The sequence below is a fragment of the Marinobacter sp. 3-2 genome, assembly GCF_003751355.1.
Lineage (GTDB): Bacteria > Pseudomonadota > Gammaproteobacteria > Pseudomonadales > Oleiphilaceae > Marinobacter > Marinobacter adhaerens.
In genome coordinates this window covers 879,447-893,871 of record NZ_RJUQ01000013.1, presented here as the reverse complement: position 1 = coordinate 893,871, position 14,425 = coordinate 879,447, and the positions used below count along the sequence as shown (strand labels likewise).

Below are 14,425 nucleotides of genomic sequence, written 5' to 3'. Positions count from 1 at the left end.
CGGACGGCTGGGTTCTTCTGCTTCAGAGGGACGACGCAATACTGTTGCGAACGTCTGTCATCAGATCATCCAGCGGCAAAGCCCCGGACGCCATCGGGGGATGAATGACGATTTCAATGGCACCGCTGCTGAAGGCAGCACTTCCCTTGGGCAATCGCTGGTGGGACCCACAGATGGTGACGGGCAGAATCGGAAGCTCGCCATCCTGTGCAATGACGAAACCACCCTTCTTGAAGGGTAGTAATTTGCCATCCCACGAACGGGTTCCTTCCGGGAAAATCAGAATGCCGGTGCCGTCCGGGAGCTGGCCGACACCCCGCTTGATGCTCTCCAGTGCATCACTGCCTTTCGAACGATCGATAAACAAATTCCGCGAGGCTTCCAGTGCCAATCCGAACAGGGGCGCCTTGCGCAATTCTTTCTTGATCACCCATCGATATTGCAGACCAAGGGCGAGCACCAGCGCCGGGGGATCAAGATAGGAGGCATGGTTGCTCAGAATGACATATCGCTGACCGGGCTCGATGTTTTCCCTGCCACGAACCTTGAGGCGGATACCGCAGACTTTCAGGATAATCCATGCATAGATCTGGGTGCCATGGAACGCCGCATCCCCTCGCTTCCCCAAAAGGGCTGCAATAACAATCGGGAAGAACAGAATCAGGGTGAGCAGTATGGCCCAGAACAGGATCCAGGCGGCCTTGAGCGGTCGGAGCATGTAATGATTCCTGGAGATCTCGACTTCCGGTTAAACGAGCAGCAGGTCGGTAAAGATTACACAATGATGGAAAAATAACAAAAGCGTGCCACCTTGCCAGGCGTTTTTCAGCCATTAAAAAAGGCAGCCGAAGCTGCCTTTTTGGCGGTTATTGCCGAATCCATCAGGGATTACAGGGCAACAACGTTCTCCGCCTGAGGACCTTTCTGGCCTTGGGTAACGGTGAACTCAACCTGCTGGCCTTCTGCCAGAGTTTTGAAACCGCTGCCCTGAATAGCGCTGTAGTGAACAAAAACGTCCGGGCCGCCTTCACGAGTGATAAAGCCAAAGCCTTTTGCTTCGTTGAAGAACTTAACAGTACCGGTAGTAGTAGACATACTTAAACTTCCTGAAATCAATCATATTATCTGCCGCCTCGCACCTTCATGGTGTCAGGTCAGCGTTTTGCGGAAATACAGAACTCGCGGAATCAAAAACAGGACGGTCACTACTAACTGCGGAGGTACGTCTTATTCATGAAATGCTTTACTGAATCTTTCCTACGCCCTTCACTCTACTCCTGAATCCGAAGCTTGCCAAGGGTATTTTCGAGAATTTGTGTAGGTAGTGGTACCCATCATCCCTTCACCAGGCCAAAGGTGTAAATTCCCAGTGCAGTCATGAGGATGGAGCCGACAACGTGGGCCAGAATACCGGTGATGGCCATGGCCCATTTGCCGTCCTGGATTGCAGCAAACATCTCGAGTGAAAACGTCGAAAAGGTGGTCAGCGCACCGCACAATCCGGTTATGGCAAAGAGCCGCCACTCCGGTGCCAGCGTGGTGCCATGGCTGAAGTAACCGATCAGCAGCCCGATCAGCCAACCACCACTGAGGTTGGCAACCAGCGTTCCGTAGGGGACGGCATGGTAGGTCGTGTTCAACCACAACCCCAGAGCCCAACGAAGGTTGGCGCCGATAACGGCGCCAACACTCACAGCAACGAACGACAACCACATGTCAGGGCTGTCTCCTGTCAGGCAGGGTTGTGATCAATCACTGTCTCCTTATTGCGCGCAAACTCATCAAACGGGAAGTCATCGACCGTCAGCATCTCAAGTACCACAGTCTCATACTGGCGCATGAAATCGGCCTCTTCCTTGGTATAGATACCAGCCTTCAGGGCCGCCTCAAACCGCTCTTCCGGATGCAAGGCGGTCATCGGCAATTCACCCTTGGCGTAGGCCTTGGTCGCTTTCCGGTATAGCTGTTCTGCCTTGTCGTAGTCCTTGAGCAAACCGTTGTAGCGAGCCACCGGATTCTCCACGGTACCCTCGCCATTGGTATGCCAGATGCTGGCAATCAGCTTGTTGCGGATAGGCGTGTCTGTGGAGATTGCACGAGCCAACTTGCGCGCAAGGTCGTCCTGCGGACTACCCCAGCGACGGCCGAGCGGCATCGTGACGCCCCGCAGAACCAGCGCCACGGCACGATTCGGCAGGTTCTGGAGGAACTCATCCAGGGCGTTTTCAGTGCGATGCAGCAGCATGCCCAGGCTGTACTCCATTACTTCCTTCTCACCCTCTACCGGCTGAGTCTCGTGCCAGTTCTTGAGGACCATGGAAGCCAGGTACAGGTTGGACAGCATATCCCCCAGCCGTGCAGAGATAAGCTCCCGCATTTTCAGTTCGCTGCCAAGCGTGGTCATCGCGGCATCCGAGCACAGACCAAAGGCCGCACTGAAGCGGGCCACGGCCTGCGCGTACTTGCGACTAGCGCTGTCAAACGGCACATCTGCCCGTCCAAGACCCAGAGCCTGGGTGAAGGCGCGGGCGGCATTGCCGAAAATCAGCCCGGCGTGGCCGAAGAACGCATCGTCAAACGCGTTGATATCGTCGTTGTCCTTGGCCGCCAGCTCCTTGAGCACATACGGATGGCAGCGAATGGCACCCTGACCGAAGATCATCAGGCTGCGGGTCATGATGTTGGCACCCTCAACAGTGATCGAGACAGCGGCACCGCTGTAGCCTATGCCCAGGTAGTTACGCGGGCCGAGCGTGACGGTCTTGCCACCGTGAACGTCCATGGCATCGGTCAATACACCGCGCTGGAACTCGGTAAGGTGGTATTTAAGGATGGCAGACGGCACTGCCGGCTTCTCACCTTTATCAATCATATTGGCAGTGTGGTTTACAGCTGCCTGCGAGATATAGGTCTTGGCGGCGATTCGGGCCAGAGGCTCCTGAACACCCTCCATATCAGCAACCGGCGTATTGAACTGACGGCGGATACGGGTGAAACCACCAGCGGTGCCAACGGCCGACGCAGCCGCACCGGCCGCACCGGACGGCAGGGTGATGCAGCGCCCCACCGACAGGCACTCAACCAGCATGCGCCAGCCCTGACCGGCCATATCCACGCCACCGATGATGTAGTCCAGCGGAATGAAGACGTCTTTACCCTTGATCGGGCCATTCAGGAACGGGCTGCCAATCGGGCAATGACGACGGCCGATCTCCATGCCTTTGGTGTCCCTGGGGATCAGTGCGCAGGTAATACCGTAGTCTTCGGTTTCGCCCAGGAGCCCGTCCGGGTCGAACATGCGGAAGGCAAGGCCAACAACCGTGGCGATGGGCGCCAGGGTGATCCAGCGCTTCTCGAAATTGAGCCGAATACCGACAACTTCCTTGCCATCGACTTTCTGTTTGCAAACGATACCGGTGTCCGGAAGCGACGTCGCATCTGAACCAGCCCTTGGGCCCGTCAGACCAAAGCACGGAATTTCACGACCGTCTGCAAGCCTTGGCAGGTAATGGTTTTTCTGCTCCTCGGTGCCGTACTTGACGAGCAGCTCGCCAGGACCAAGGGAATTGGGTACGCCCACAGACACCATGAGCGTCTCGTTGGATGCCAGTTTTTGCAGAACTGCAGACTGCGCCTTGGCAGAGAATTCGAGGCCACCGTATTCCTTGGGAATGATCATCCCAAAGAAACCTTCCTTCTTGAGGAAGTCCCACAGCTCTTTGGGCAGATCAGCCCGCTCGACCGCCACGTCCCAGGTGTTACACATGGAAATTGCCTGGACACACTGGTTGTCGACGAAGGCCTGTTCTTCCTCGCTCAGGCCGGTATTGCGGTTGATCAGCAGGTTGTGCCAGTCAGGCCGACCAGTGAACAGTTCACCGTCCCAGCCGACCGTACCGGCTTCGAGAGCCACTTTCTCAGTCTCGGAAACCTTCGGTGCGACCTTCTTGAACATCGCGAAAATGCGGGGTGTCAGCCAGCTTTGGCGAAACCCGGGGAGGCCGGCAGCAGCTGTTACGGCGGCACCAATAAACAAAACCAGGGCCAGCAAACCAGAGGCAAAAATCAGCGACAGCAGGCCGGTAACGGCCATTACGCCAATCGCGGACGTTGCACCAGACTCGCGCCGCATCACAATCAGCAGGCCAGCCAGTGCCACTACAAACAGTATGAAAGTCATCATAGGTTCTCTCTGTCATCCATGGTTCGGGAATGTCGAAGACTATAAACCGTTACGTTTACGGTACCGCATCAGATGAGGGCTGACCAGCAAATGCCGCACAGTCAGCCAGTTACGGAGATCACACCTGGCATTATGCGGTCACGATCACACGAATGCCTTCCAATGCCAGGCTGGCGTGCCCTATCGCCTCTTTTGCCGCTTCGAACTGATCGCGGAAAAAGTCGATTTCCTCCTCACGAATCGCCGGATTCACCTTTTGCAATGCTTCCAGCCTACGGATTTCCGGTCCGAAACTGGCCTCCAGCTGCTCAAGCGCCTGTGACTTCAGGGGCTCCAGATGAGGCTCCGACAACCGCTCCACGTGATCCACCATGGTTTCCACCTGGGGCCGGATCTGCGGAACGATGGCCTGGGCCGTGCGCCGCCGGATATTCGAGCACATCTCGTTGAGCCGGTCGTGAGGCAACGCGCCCGAGAGCTCCTTGCCATTCACATCCACCAGCAGCCGAAGTGGCGAGACCGGCAGGTAGCGGGTCAGTTGGAGCGCTTCCGGTGCCGGGCAGTGCACAGTAAACAGGGCCTCCATCAACAGCGTTCCGGGCGGCAGCGCCTTTACGGAAAGACTGGCGAGGGCGGCCTTGCCAAGGCCGGAGCTGGTCACCGAGTCCATCACCCCCGTGACCATCGGGTGCTCCCAGCTCATGAAAGCCAGATCTTCCCGCTCCAAGGCATTCTGTCGGTCCCAGGTCACGGTAATCCCGTCTTCCGGTAATTCGGCGACATGGCCGGCCTGATATTGCTCGCCGGGTCGCAGAATGTCGGAGTGATCGGCATGGTCTTCGACATCCACGCCGAGGATGTCAAAAGCCTCCATCATGTAATCCCGAACCCGGGCCTCGGATTCTTCGTCTTCTATGGCGGCGATCAGATCCTCTGCCACCTCAGGGCGACAGGAATTCAGCTCGATCAAGGCATCACGGCCAGCCTGCAAGAGCGTTTTCAGGCGCGTTGCTTCGTCCGCGGAGGCCTCGACGAGTCCATCAGCCACATCAAGGTCGCCATCAATAGCCTGCTGCCACTGGGCCTGCACCGCTTCCTGAACGGCAACGCCCACCGCGCAGCTTTCGGCAAAGGCGTTCAGGCCCTCGTGGAACCAGCGGAACTGCACCTCCTGACTGGTGCCACTGAGGTAGGGCACGTGAATATCAATCGCTTCTGTCTGGCCGATCCGGTCCAGTCGCCCGATGCGCTGCTCGAGCAAGTCCGGGTTTGCAGGCAGATCGAAGAGCACGAGATGATGGGCAAACTGGAAATTGCGGCCTTCGCTGCCGATTTCAGAGCAGATCAGCGCCTGGGCACCCTGCTCCGTGTCGGCGAAATAGGCGGCGGCGCGATCACGCTCGATCAGGCTCAGGTGTTCATGGAAGGCAGCACTGCGGATACCCGCCCGCAGCTGGAGATAATGCTCCAGGGCCATGGCGGTCTGGGCACTGGCACAGATCACCACCACTTTGGCGGGGCGCAGGCCGATCAGCTTTTTCTCAAGCCATTCAACCCGGGGATCGTCCGCCAGCCACTGCTCCTCGGGCACCAGTTGCTCCGGGGTCAACCCCTGAATACCTGAGGCCTGCCCTTCGTACATGGCCGGACAAGGCAACGGTTCAGGATCGGGTCGACGCTCGGGAAATCCCTGGATGGCCGCCCGGGTGTTCCGGAACAGCACGCGACCGGTACCATGCCGGTCCAGCAGGGCATCGATCACCGATTGCCTCGGATTGTCACCGGCCAGCAGCTGGTCCAGCTCTTCACCCAACCATTCCCGCAGCAGCTTCTGATCGCCCTCGCTGATATCGGAGCTTTCGTCCTGAAGCCGTCGGACAACACTGTTGATGGCTTCATACTGCTGCTCTTCTCTGCGGAAGGTTTCCAGATCATGGAAACGGGCCGGGTCGAGAAGCCGAAGGCGTGCAAAGTGACTGGCGATACCCACCTGCTCGGGCGTTGCTGTCAGCAAGAGCAGGCCGCGGCTGACCGCCGACAGTTCCTCAACAATCCGGTATTCCGGGCTAACCTCTTCAGGGCTCCACGCAAGATGATGGGCCTCATCAACAATCATCAGGTCCCAGTGGGCCTTGAGGGCATCGTCCTGCGCCTTCTGGCTTTTCTTCAGGAAGTCGAGGCTGCAGAGCACCAGCTGTTCGCTCTCGAACGGATTCACCGCATCTTCATCGCCAAAAATATGGTTAACCAGCGCATCCACGTCGCTTTCCTGCTCTTTCAGAGCGTCGTAGCGACCCTGATCCACTATGGAAAATCGCAGATTAAAGCGGCGGAGCATTTCCACCAGCCATTGATGGGTGAGGGAATCCGGTACCACGATCAAGGCACGCTTTGCCCGGCCAGTATGCAGCTGATAGTGGAGGATCAGCCCCGCCTCGATGGTTTTGCCAAGACCGACCTCATCTGCCAGAAGAACTCGTGGCGCATGGCGCCGGGCAACTTCATGGGCAATGTATATCTGGTGTGGCAGATGCTGCGTGCGGGCGCCGATCAACCCCTGGGCTGACGATGCCCGCAGGCGGTTCATGTGCTGAAGCGTGGCAAACCTCAGGCGAAAGGCGCCGTTGCGATCGAACTGGCCCGCAAACAGCCGCTGGTGCGGCGCAGAAAAATTCACGGATCCGGCGAGTTTCACCTCGGAAATTTCGTGCAGATCGGTGCCGTCGTCCCCGTGATACAGGAGCACCCCGCCCCGGTCCTCAACTGCACGGACGGTGTACCGTTCGCCATCGAAGGTCTCAATCTCTTCCCCCAACTGATAGATGATGCGGGACAGCGGGGCGTTATCAATCGCGTAGGTGCGCTCCTCATCGGCGGCGGGAAACCCGAGGGTCACCCGGCGCCCGGAGATATCCGTGACGATCCCGAGCCCCAGGCCGGTATCACTGTGGCTGACCCAACGCTGACCAATAACAAATTCCGATGTATCCAAGAAACCTCCAGACCAATTAAGTTCTTGTGGCGCCGTTCTCACGCACCCAGTAAGCCGTCGCCCCACATACCGCCGCCGGCACAACAAACAGATTCAGCACCGGCACCATGGCGGCCAGCGCCACCGGCAGGCCAAAGCCGAAGGCAGACAGGCGTGTGTCGCCGAGCAACCGTCGCAGGGCAGGGAAACTCACCTTGTGGTTGTCTGCCGGGTAATCCACGTATTGCAGCGCCATCATCCAGCTGTTGAACAGGAACCAGAGAACAGCAGCCACCAGATTAACAACCGGTATAAGACCGATGATCAGTAAACCGATAGCCCGCGGCAGGTAATACAGGATCTTCTGAACCTCGCGCCAGAGTGCGCGGGGAATATCCTTGATGATCGATGCCCAGCTGTCATCGGTATTCACCTCCTGGCCGGTCAGGTGCTTTTCTGTCAGTTCGGCAAGATAGCCATAGAAAGGGGAACCAATCAGATTGGCAACGATCACAAAGCCGTAGGCGAGCATCAGTACGATGACCGCCCCATACAGAATCCAGAACAACCAATCCAGTGCCTGAAGCCACGCCCAGTCAGGCAACCACGACATCGCGGCGGCAATCAGGCCTGCAAACAGCTCTCCCATGAAGAAGAACAGCAATCCGAAGAGCAGAATATTGATAACCAGTGGAATGATGACGAACAGCCGAAGACCGGGCTGACGAATCAGGCGGAAACCCTCACCCAGGTAGCCCAGTCCACGAAAAAAATTACCCTTGAGCATAGCTGGCAGGACCTCCGCTTCAATGACAATGACGGGGCGCAAAGCATATCATGTTGGCAACATTCCCACAGCCCGAGAACGCTCAGTGACTTCCCCGATGGATACATTGAAACAACAACTGACCAGCCTGCTGCAATTCCGCCCCCTCTGGCAGGCAGCCTTTGTGGTTTCCGTTCTGGCCATCGGGTTTCTGGCGACAACCGACAGCCCTCATGCCATACCTTCATCGTCGAACGACAAGGTGAACCATTTTATCGCCTTCCTCGAGCTCACCATCCTCACCCGGCTGGCCTGGCCGGAGCTCCGGGCCATCTGGTTTGCGCCGGCGCTGCTGGGCTTTGGTCTTGGCATTGAGCTTATCCAGGCAACCCTGCCCTATCGGGAATTTTCCCTGGCCGATCTGGCTGCGGACGGCGCCGGCATTGCCATCGGACTTCTTCCCTGGCCCGGCATCCGAAACGCCGGAAAACCGGATTTGCGAAATTCGCCAGAATCGCTGTGAGATATCTCTTACAAAGGCGTGAGATCTTGCAGTGACGTTGTGTGCGCGGCAGTGCCAGAAACTCTTTAGGAAAAAGCTAACTCACTGATAACTTTGTTTTATTGGAGACACCCACGCTGACATCTCCTGCGATGCGTGCACAGTTCACACGTTTGTCAGAATCCAGTTGGTATATTGTTGTTGTCAAGGATGACAGGGAAATGGACGACGCACTGGATGCACCCCGGCAAGGACCGCGGGGAGAGGTAGGGACACAAGGACGCCTCGCTTAAGGGATAACTATTCGGATAGCCGGCTCGGATGCCGGCACCACGGAGTGGCTCAAGGATCTCGCAACACGGCTGTTGCCAAATGCGCAAGGATGCGCCGACCTGTTCCGAGAAAGGGTAACCGTTTGGTTGCCCTTTATTTTTTTATACCTTCTTTTTTCTCACCTCTGATCCATCTCTGGTTGTTCTCGGCCAGGTAGATACGAACCTTATTGAACTCCTCGAATTCGTTAAGATCCGGCCAGGTCCGGGCCTCAAGCGTTGTCTGCTTGCGGTAGGCATCGTCACCCAACACTTTCATCCGCGAATCCGCCAGCAGCACCCGAGCAGCCGCCTCGCGTAAAACGCCGAGCAACGGCCGGTTTTCCGGATCGTAGAGCACATCCGCAGCGGTCACGACATCTATTTCGTCCGGCCGGGCTGTCCAGTCAGGGCAAAGGCCAACGGAAACACCATTGAGAGCCGCATTCGCATTGGCCGCGTCCAGCGCAGCCGGATCAATGTCACAGGCGATGGCTTCCCTGGCTCCGGCCATTGCCGCCGCGACAGCCACGATTCCGGATCCCGAGCCGAAATCCAGGACGCGCTTGCCCTCAACCCAATGGGGATTGTCCAGAATCCAGTTGGCGAGCACCTGGCCGCTGGCCCAGCAGAACGACCAGTAGGCGGGTTCGGCAACGACCGCCTGGGCCTCTTCGTGCGATAACGGCCCCTCAAGCACCCTCGGGTCAAAGAGGTACAGGGCAATGCGCTCACAGCCGGCAGGACGGGAAACGGCCACCCGGCCTCGGGAGAGGGTTTTGCGCAGGTGCTGATTCAGACTGTCCACTGACATGGGGTACCCAACCTCAATTTTCCGGAAGGCGTCATTGTACCCGTGACCAGTCCGGGAAACAGGCGGCGACAAGCAGAAAAACCCCATTTCCGCTATACTGCCGCCTCCATCTGACAACTGGTTTACCGCTGAAATGGCAAGCAGACCCGACACCGACGACTACCTTTCCCTGTTCCTGAATGATGTGCCGCTGATGGACGTCCGGGCACCGGTAGAGTTCAGCCGTGGCAGCTTTCCGAATACCGAAAACGCGCCCCTGATGAACGATGAGGAGCGCCATCGGGTTGGCATCTGTTACAAGGAGAAAGGTCAGGACAAGGCGATTGAATTGGGGCACCAGCTTGTGTCCGGTGACATCAAGGCCCAGCGCATTGAAGCCTGGAAACGTTTTGTCGCCCGCCACCCGAACGGCTACCTGTTCTGTTTTCGGGGCGGCCTGCGCTCCCGGCTCACTCAGCAGTGGATCCGGGAGGCCGGCATTGACTACCCGCTGGTCAAAGGCGGCTACAAGGCATTGCGCCGATTCCTGATCGACAGTCTGGAAGCGCAGATCGAATCCGGCGAGTTCCGCATTCTCAGCGGGCGCACGGGAACCGGCAAAACGCGGGTTCTGCAACAGTTACCCAATCCGGTGGATCTTGAAGGCCTGGCCAATCACCGGGGCTCCAGTTTCGGGCGTCAGGTAACACCGCAGCCTTCACAGATCGATTTCGAGAACCGGCTGGCGGTAGCCATGCTCAAAGCCCGCCACCTGAACAGTGGTCCGGTCTATCTGGAAGATGAAAGCCGCCTGGTGGGCCGTTGCGCCCTGCCCGAATCCCTCAAGGAGCGCATGGCCAGGTCGCCGTTGCTGATCCTCGAGCAACCGATGGAAGAGCGTATTGGCATCATTCGCGAAGATTATGTTGAGGGAATGTACTCGGATTACGTGGATCGCGACGGGACCGAAGCAGGGTGGCTGAATTTCCGGGACTATCTGCTTAGCGCCATTGACCGCATCCGCAAGCGCCTGGGTGGGGAGCGACACCAGCAGCTGCGCGGCCTGATGGAACAGGCACTCGCGCAGCAAGAAGCCACTGGAGAGACAGCGGCCCACAACGCCTGGATCCAGTCACTGCTCCAGGATTATTACGACCCCATGTACGACTACCAACTGGGCAAGAAAGAAGGCCGGATTCTTGTCCGCGGAGGCCCCGAGACCATTCTCGACTGGGCCAACAAGAGCTCGGTTGCGTAAGGCCCTGACTGAATATTACGCCTGCAGTACACAGCCCTGACATTTGTCTGCTATATAAAGAAATAGACGAATCAGGTTGTTGCAGTAATTTGTCCGTTAATCCGACACTTATGAAAAATACCAACGAACAAGGAGTCCTTTATGGAAGACCTATTTGGCGCTGAAGGCGGTGCCTCGGAACTCATGAATCAGGCCATGTCTCTGGTCATGACATACGCACCCAAGGTCGTGCTGGCGATTGTCACTCTGATTGTGGGCATGTGGCTGATCAACCGGTTTGTCGGTGTCCTCGATAACAAGCTGGGCAAAAAAGACCCCACCCTGAACAAGTTTCTCTGCGGCCTGATCGGAGCAATCCTCAAGATTCTGCTGCTGATCTCTGTCGCCTCCATGGTCGGCATTGCCACCACCTCCTTCATTGCCATTATCGGTGCTGCCGGCCTGGCCGTCGGTCTTGCGCTTCAGGGCAGCCTCGCCAACTTTGCCGGTGGCGTGCTGATCCTGATCTTCAAACCGTTCAAGGTTGGTGACACGATTGATGCCCAGGGCTATCTCGGCTCCGTCCGCGAAATCTCCATCCTGTACACCATCGTCGACACCTTCGATAACCGCCGGATTGTGATCCCGAATGGTCAACTGGCCAACGCCAGCCTGACCAACCTGAGCGCCTATGAAACCCGTCGCTGCGACATGAGCTTCGGTATCGGCTACGGTGATGACATCGACAAGGCCAAGGCCGTCTGCAAGCGCCTGATTGAAGAAGACGAGCGCGCACTGAAGGACCCCGAACCACTGATCGTTGTTGGTGCCCTGGGTGAAAGCTCCGTCGACCTGACCGTTCGGGCCTGGACCAAATCAGGTGACCTGTGGCCCTTCTACTGGGACATGCATGAGAAAGTGAAGAAAGCATTCGACGCCGAGGGCATCAGCATTCCGTTCCCCCAGCGCGATGTTCATATGATTAAAACCGACTGAGATTCGCGATCGGTTTCTCATTGATACATCCGGTTACTCGCAAACTGCGTAACCTCGACTAAGCTGACCATTAATGGCGGGGTTGACCAACCCCGCCAGGCCATCGGGGCCAGGCAATTAGATCAACACAGGCTCCGGAACGCTGTCATTGCTGGTAGGAGGTTGTCACTATGCCGGTACAGCAGTTGAAGGAATTCCTCGATGAGGCAGGTGTGGAATACATGTGCCTCTCCCACCCTCCTGCATTTACCGCCCAGGAACTCGCCCACCACGTCAAGATTGCCGGCGACCGTGTCGTCAAAACGGTGATCATCGAACTGGATGGTAAAATGGCAATGCTGGTGATGCCGGCCACCTGGCGAATCCGCTGGGACAGGTTATCCCGCATCCTCGACACCGACTTTCTTGACCTCGCTGACGAACAGGAATTCCAGGACCGCTTCCCGGATTGCGAGGTAGGCGCCATGCCCCCCTTTGGCAACCTGTTCGGAATGACCGTCTATTGCGCCGAAGCGCTGACCGAGCAGCCCGAACTGGCGTTCGCCGCAGGCAGCCACAGCGAATCGGTACATATGAAAACCTCGGATTTCCTGACCCTCGTGCAACCCATGGTCCTGAACCAGGGGTTCAACAAACCGGGTGCACAGAAGCCCGCCTGGCTGATCAAGAACCGTCGCAGGCCTGACGACGCTGCCGAGCCGCGGGTGTCAGGTATGGCAGGCTATTGAGGGTTTTCATTCCGGCTTGATCCCGGTCTCTTGTCTGGCTGCCGTCATCGCGTAAACTGAGGGCATCAGACAGGAAACCGATATGACTCAAGTCTTTGATATTGTTGTAGTTGGTGCCGGCATGGTCGGCGCTGCTCTCGCCACTGGCCTCGGCCAGAATGGCTTCCGCGTTGCCCTTGTCGACCGGGCTCCGCCCCCCGACTTTGACCCGGAAAGCGCCCCGGACATCCGGGTTTCTGCCCTGAGCGCCGGCAGTGAGCGCTATCTCCAAGGCCTGGGCGCCTGGGACCACATCCTCGGGATGCGCGCGACGCCCTACAAGCGGCTGGCCGTGTGGGATGAAACCCGCTATCCACTGCAGAACCTGGTACCCCGAAAGCTGGCTGAGGTCCAATTCGACGCCACCGAGCTGGGCGCCCACCACCTGGGACACATCATCGAAAACTCAGTAACCCAACAGGCGCTCTGGCAAACCGCCGAGGCCTGCCCCCAGGTATCCCTGTTCCACGGTCAGGGTGTCGCCTCACTGGCGCAGTCCGGTGATACAGCCACGGTCACCCTGGATGACGACCGCGAGCTGCTAGCAAGCCTGGTAGTCGGTTGCGATGGCGCCCAATCCCGGATCCGGGATCTGGCCGGCATCGGCGTAACCCGTAACCAGTATGACCAGCAGGCAATGGTTATCTCGGTACGCTATCAGGGGCCGGTTGAAGACATTACCTGGCAGGGCTTTCACCCCTCGGGGCCCCGAGCCTTCCTGCCCTTGCACAGTGCCGGTCCGGAACATCCCGGCGAAAGCTGGGGTTCCCTGGTCTGGTACGATTCGCCCGAAGAGCTTGCTCGCCTGAAAGCACTGGACGACAGTGCGCTGATGAGCGAGATCCAGTCTTCGTTTCCCGCAAGCCTGCCTTTACTGACACACATCGATAGCAAAGCCTCGTTTCCCATTGCGCGCCAGCACGCCAAACAGTACCACTGCGGTCGGGTCGTCCTGGCTGGCGACTCGGCCCACACCATCAACCCGCTGGCCGGACAGGGCGTGAACCTGGGCTTCCAGGATGCCCAGGCCCTTCAGTCAGCCCTCAAGGAGGCCAAGCGCGCAGGTGATGATCTGGCCACGCCAAAGTGGCTGAATCTCTATGAGCAACAGCGCCGGCCGGCAAACCGCAGAATGATGCTGACCATGGATGTGTTCTACCATCTATTCAGCAACCGGATTCCACCCGTCCACCTGCTACGCAACCTCGGCCTCGGCGCCGCCCGCGCCCTGCCCTTCGCCCGCAACCGGGTTGCCCGCTACGCCATGGGCATCGACGAGGAACTGCCGGCCGTGGTCAGGCAGATAACTTCCCGGATTCCCGGCCTTAGTCAGCTTTGAAGCCAAACAACAATCCCAAGGACACGCGAAAAGGAGCCACCATGTCAGAGACGATTTTCACCAAGATCATCAACCGGGAAATTCCCGCGGACATCCTGTACGAGGACGACATCGCCCTCGCCTTCAGCGACATCAACCCCCAGGCGCCGGTTCATTTCCTGGTCATCCCGAAAAAGGCCATCGCCACCATTAACGACATCACCGAGGAAGATCGGGAACTGGTGGGGCATCTGTATCTGGTGGCAGCGAAGATTGCCCAAGAGAAAGGCTTTGCCGACGACGGCTATCGCGTCGTCATGAACTGCGGGGAAAATTCGGGGCAGACGGTGTTCCACATCCACTTGCACGTTCTTGCCGGCAAGCCGCTGGGCTGGCCGCCTTATACCGACAAGATGAAGCAGGCCTGATTGTTTTAGGCTTGGGTGGAGGGACGGCATGTGGTGGGGCTTTCCGGGACCCGCTCGAGCCGTCCCTGGTCGCTTGACTTTCGCCATGGATGGCGAAAGCTAAGCGCGCATGGATGCCTTGAGCGTGTCCCAAACAGCACTACCAGCCCGCTT

The 14,425-nt window shown here is 58.0% G+C and carries 13 protein-coding genes; 6 read left to right on the top strand and 7 right to left on the bottom strand.

What is annotated here, in order from left to right:
* Window positions 1-22 precede the first annotated feature (22 nt).
* The 6 genes from EDB94_RS11370 to cysZ form a co-directional block, all read right to left on the bottom strand.
* Window positions 23-718, bottom strand: coding sequence for a lysophospholipid acyltransferase family protein (locus EDB94_RS11370; RefSeq protein WP_108018416.1), 696 nt, complete (start codon window positions 716-718; stop codon window positions 23-25).
* Window positions 719-888: 170 nt separating this feature from the next.
* On the bottom strand, window positions 889-1,095 hold the full coding sequence (locus tag EDB94_RS11365; RefSeq protein WP_008172950.1) for a cold-shock protein: 207 nt from the start codon (window positions 1,093-1,095) through the stop codon (window positions 889-891).
* A gap of 239 nt (window positions 1,096-1,334) precedes the next feature.
* Window positions 1,335-1,715, bottom strand: coding sequence for a fluoride efflux transporter CrcB (gene crcB / locus EDB94_RS11360; RefSeq protein ID WP_008172952.1), 381 nt, complete (start codon window positions 1,713-1,715; stop codon window positions 1,335-1,337).
* 17 nt (window positions 1,716-1,732) lie between these two features.
* Window positions 1,733-4,183, bottom strand: a complete 2,451-nt coding sequence (locus EDB94_RS11355) for an acyl-CoA dehydrogenase (protein ID WP_092030551.1) — start codon at window positions 4,181-4,183, stop codon at window positions 1,733-1,735.
* A gap of 130 nt (window positions 4,184-4,313) precedes the next feature.
* Window positions 4,314-7,175, bottom strand: coding sequence for an RNA polymerase-associated protein RapA (rapA, locus tag EDB94_RS11350; protein ID WP_108018415.1), 2,862 nt, complete (start codon window positions 7,173-7,175; stop codon window positions 4,314-4,316).
* Between the two features lie 16 nt (window positions 7,176-7,191).
* Window positions 7,192-7,941, bottom strand: a complete 750-nt coding sequence (cysZ, locus tag EDB94_RS11345; RefSeq protein WP_092030554.1) for a sulfate transporter CysZ — start codon at window positions 7,939-7,941, stop codon at window positions 7,192-7,194.
* 97 nt (window positions 7,942-8,038) lie between these two features.
* Here cysZ and EDB94_RS11340 point away from each other — a divergent pair, with 97 nt between their 5' ends.
* Complete coding sequence (locus EDB94_RS11340; RefSeq protein WP_108018574.1) at window positions 8,039-8,443, top strand: VanZ family protein; 405 nt, start codon at window positions 8,039-8,041, stop codon at window positions 8,441-8,443.
* Between the two features lie 405 nt (window positions 8,444-8,848).
* Here EDB94_RS11340 and EDB94_RS11335 read toward each other — a convergent pair whose 3' ends face one another.
* Window positions 8,849-9,547, bottom strand: a complete 699-nt coding sequence (locus EDB94_RS11335) for a methyltransferase (protein WP_108018414.1) — start codon at window positions 9,545-9,547, stop codon at window positions 8,849-8,851.
* Between the two features lie 133 nt (window positions 9,548-9,680).
* Here EDB94_RS11335 and mnmH point away from each other — a divergent pair, with 133 nt between their 5' ends.
* From mnmH to EDB94_RS11310, 5 genes are all read left to right on the top strand, one after another.
* The gene (gene mnmH, locus EDB94_RS11330) at window positions 9,681-10,784 is read left to right on the top strand and encodes a tRNA 2-selenouridine(34) synthase MnmH (RefSeq protein ID WP_108018413.1); all 1,104 of its coding nucleotides are present in this window, start codon (window positions 9,681-9,683) and stop codon (window positions 10,782-10,784) included.
* A 141-nt stretch (window positions 10,785-10,925) separates the two neighbouring features.
* Window positions 10,926-11,759 (top strand): mechanosensitive ion channel family protein, encoded by an 834-nt coding sequence (locus tag EDB94_RS11325; RefSeq protein WP_014578561.1) that lies wholly within the window; start codon window positions 10,926-10,928, stop codon window positions 11,757-11,759.
* A 170-nt stretch (window positions 11,760-11,929) separates the two neighbouring features.
* A complete protein-coding gene (locus EDB94_RS11320) occupies window positions 11,930-12,487 on the top strand; it encodes an aminoacyl-tRNA deacylase (RefSeq protein ID WP_062785948.1) in 558 nt (185 codons plus the stop codon).
* 82 nt (window positions 12,488-12,569) lie between these two features.
* Window positions 12,570-13,865 (top strand): FAD-dependent monooxygenase, encoded by a 1,296-nt coding sequence (locus EDB94_RS11315; RefSeq protein WP_108018412.1) that lies wholly within the window; start codon window positions 12,570-12,572, stop codon window positions 13,863-13,865.
* 41 nt (window positions 13,866-13,906) lie between these two features.
* Window positions 13,907-14,272 (top strand): histidine triad nucleotide-binding protein, encoded by a 366-nt coding sequence (locus EDB94_RS11310; RefSeq protein ID WP_014578564.1) that lies wholly within the window; start codon window positions 13,907-13,909, stop codon window positions 14,270-14,272.
* The last annotated feature ends 153 nt before the right edge of the window (window positions 14,273-14,425 follow it).

Coding starts and splice junctions, on each gene's coding strand:
- EDB94_RS11370 (WP_108018416.1), bottom strand. CDS start 718: ATGCTCCGACCGCTCAAGGCCGCCTGGATCCTGTTCTGGGCCATACTG.
- EDB94_RS11365 (WP_008172950.1), bottom strand. CDS start 1,095: ATGTCTACTACTACCGGTACTGTTAAGTTCTTCAACGAAGCAAAAGGC.
- crcB (WP_008172952.1), bottom strand. CDS start 1,715: ATGTGGTTGTCGTTCGTTGCTGTGAGTGTTGGCGCCGTTATCGGCGCC.
- EDB94_RS11355 (WP_092030551.1), bottom strand. CDS start 4,183: ATGATGACTTTCATACTGTTTGTAGTGGCACTGGCTGGCCTGCTGATT.
- cysZ (WP_092030554.1), bottom strand. CDS start 7,941: ATGCTCAAGGGTAATTTTTTTCGTGGACTGGGCTACCTGGGTGAGGGT.
- EDB94_RS11340 (WP_108018574.1), top strand. CDS start 8,039: ATGGATACATTGAAACAACAACTGACCAGCCTGCTGCAATTCCGCCCC.
- EDB94_RS11335 (WP_108018414.1), bottom strand. CDS start 9,547: ATGTCAGTGGACAGTCTGAATCAGCACCTGCGCAAAACCCTCTCCCGA.
- mnmH (WP_108018413.1), top strand. CDS start 9,681: ATGGCAAGCAGACCCGACACCGACGACTACCTTTCCCTGTTCCTGAAT.
- EDB94_RS11325 (WP_014578561.1), top strand. CDS start 10,926: ATGGAAGACCTATTTGGCGCTGAAGGCGGTGCCTCGGAACTCATGAAT.
- EDB94_RS11320 (WP_062785948.1), top strand. CDS start 11,930: ATGCCGGTACAGCAGTTGAAGGAATTCCTCGATGAGGCAGGTGTGGAA.
- EDB94_RS11315 (WP_108018412.1), top strand. CDS start 12,570: ATGACTCAAGTCTTTGATATTGTTGTAGTTGGTGCCGGCATGGTCGGC.
- EDB94_RS11310 (WP_014578564.1), top strand. CDS start 13,907: ATGTCAGAGACGATTTTCACCAAGATCATCAACCGGGAAATTCCCGCG.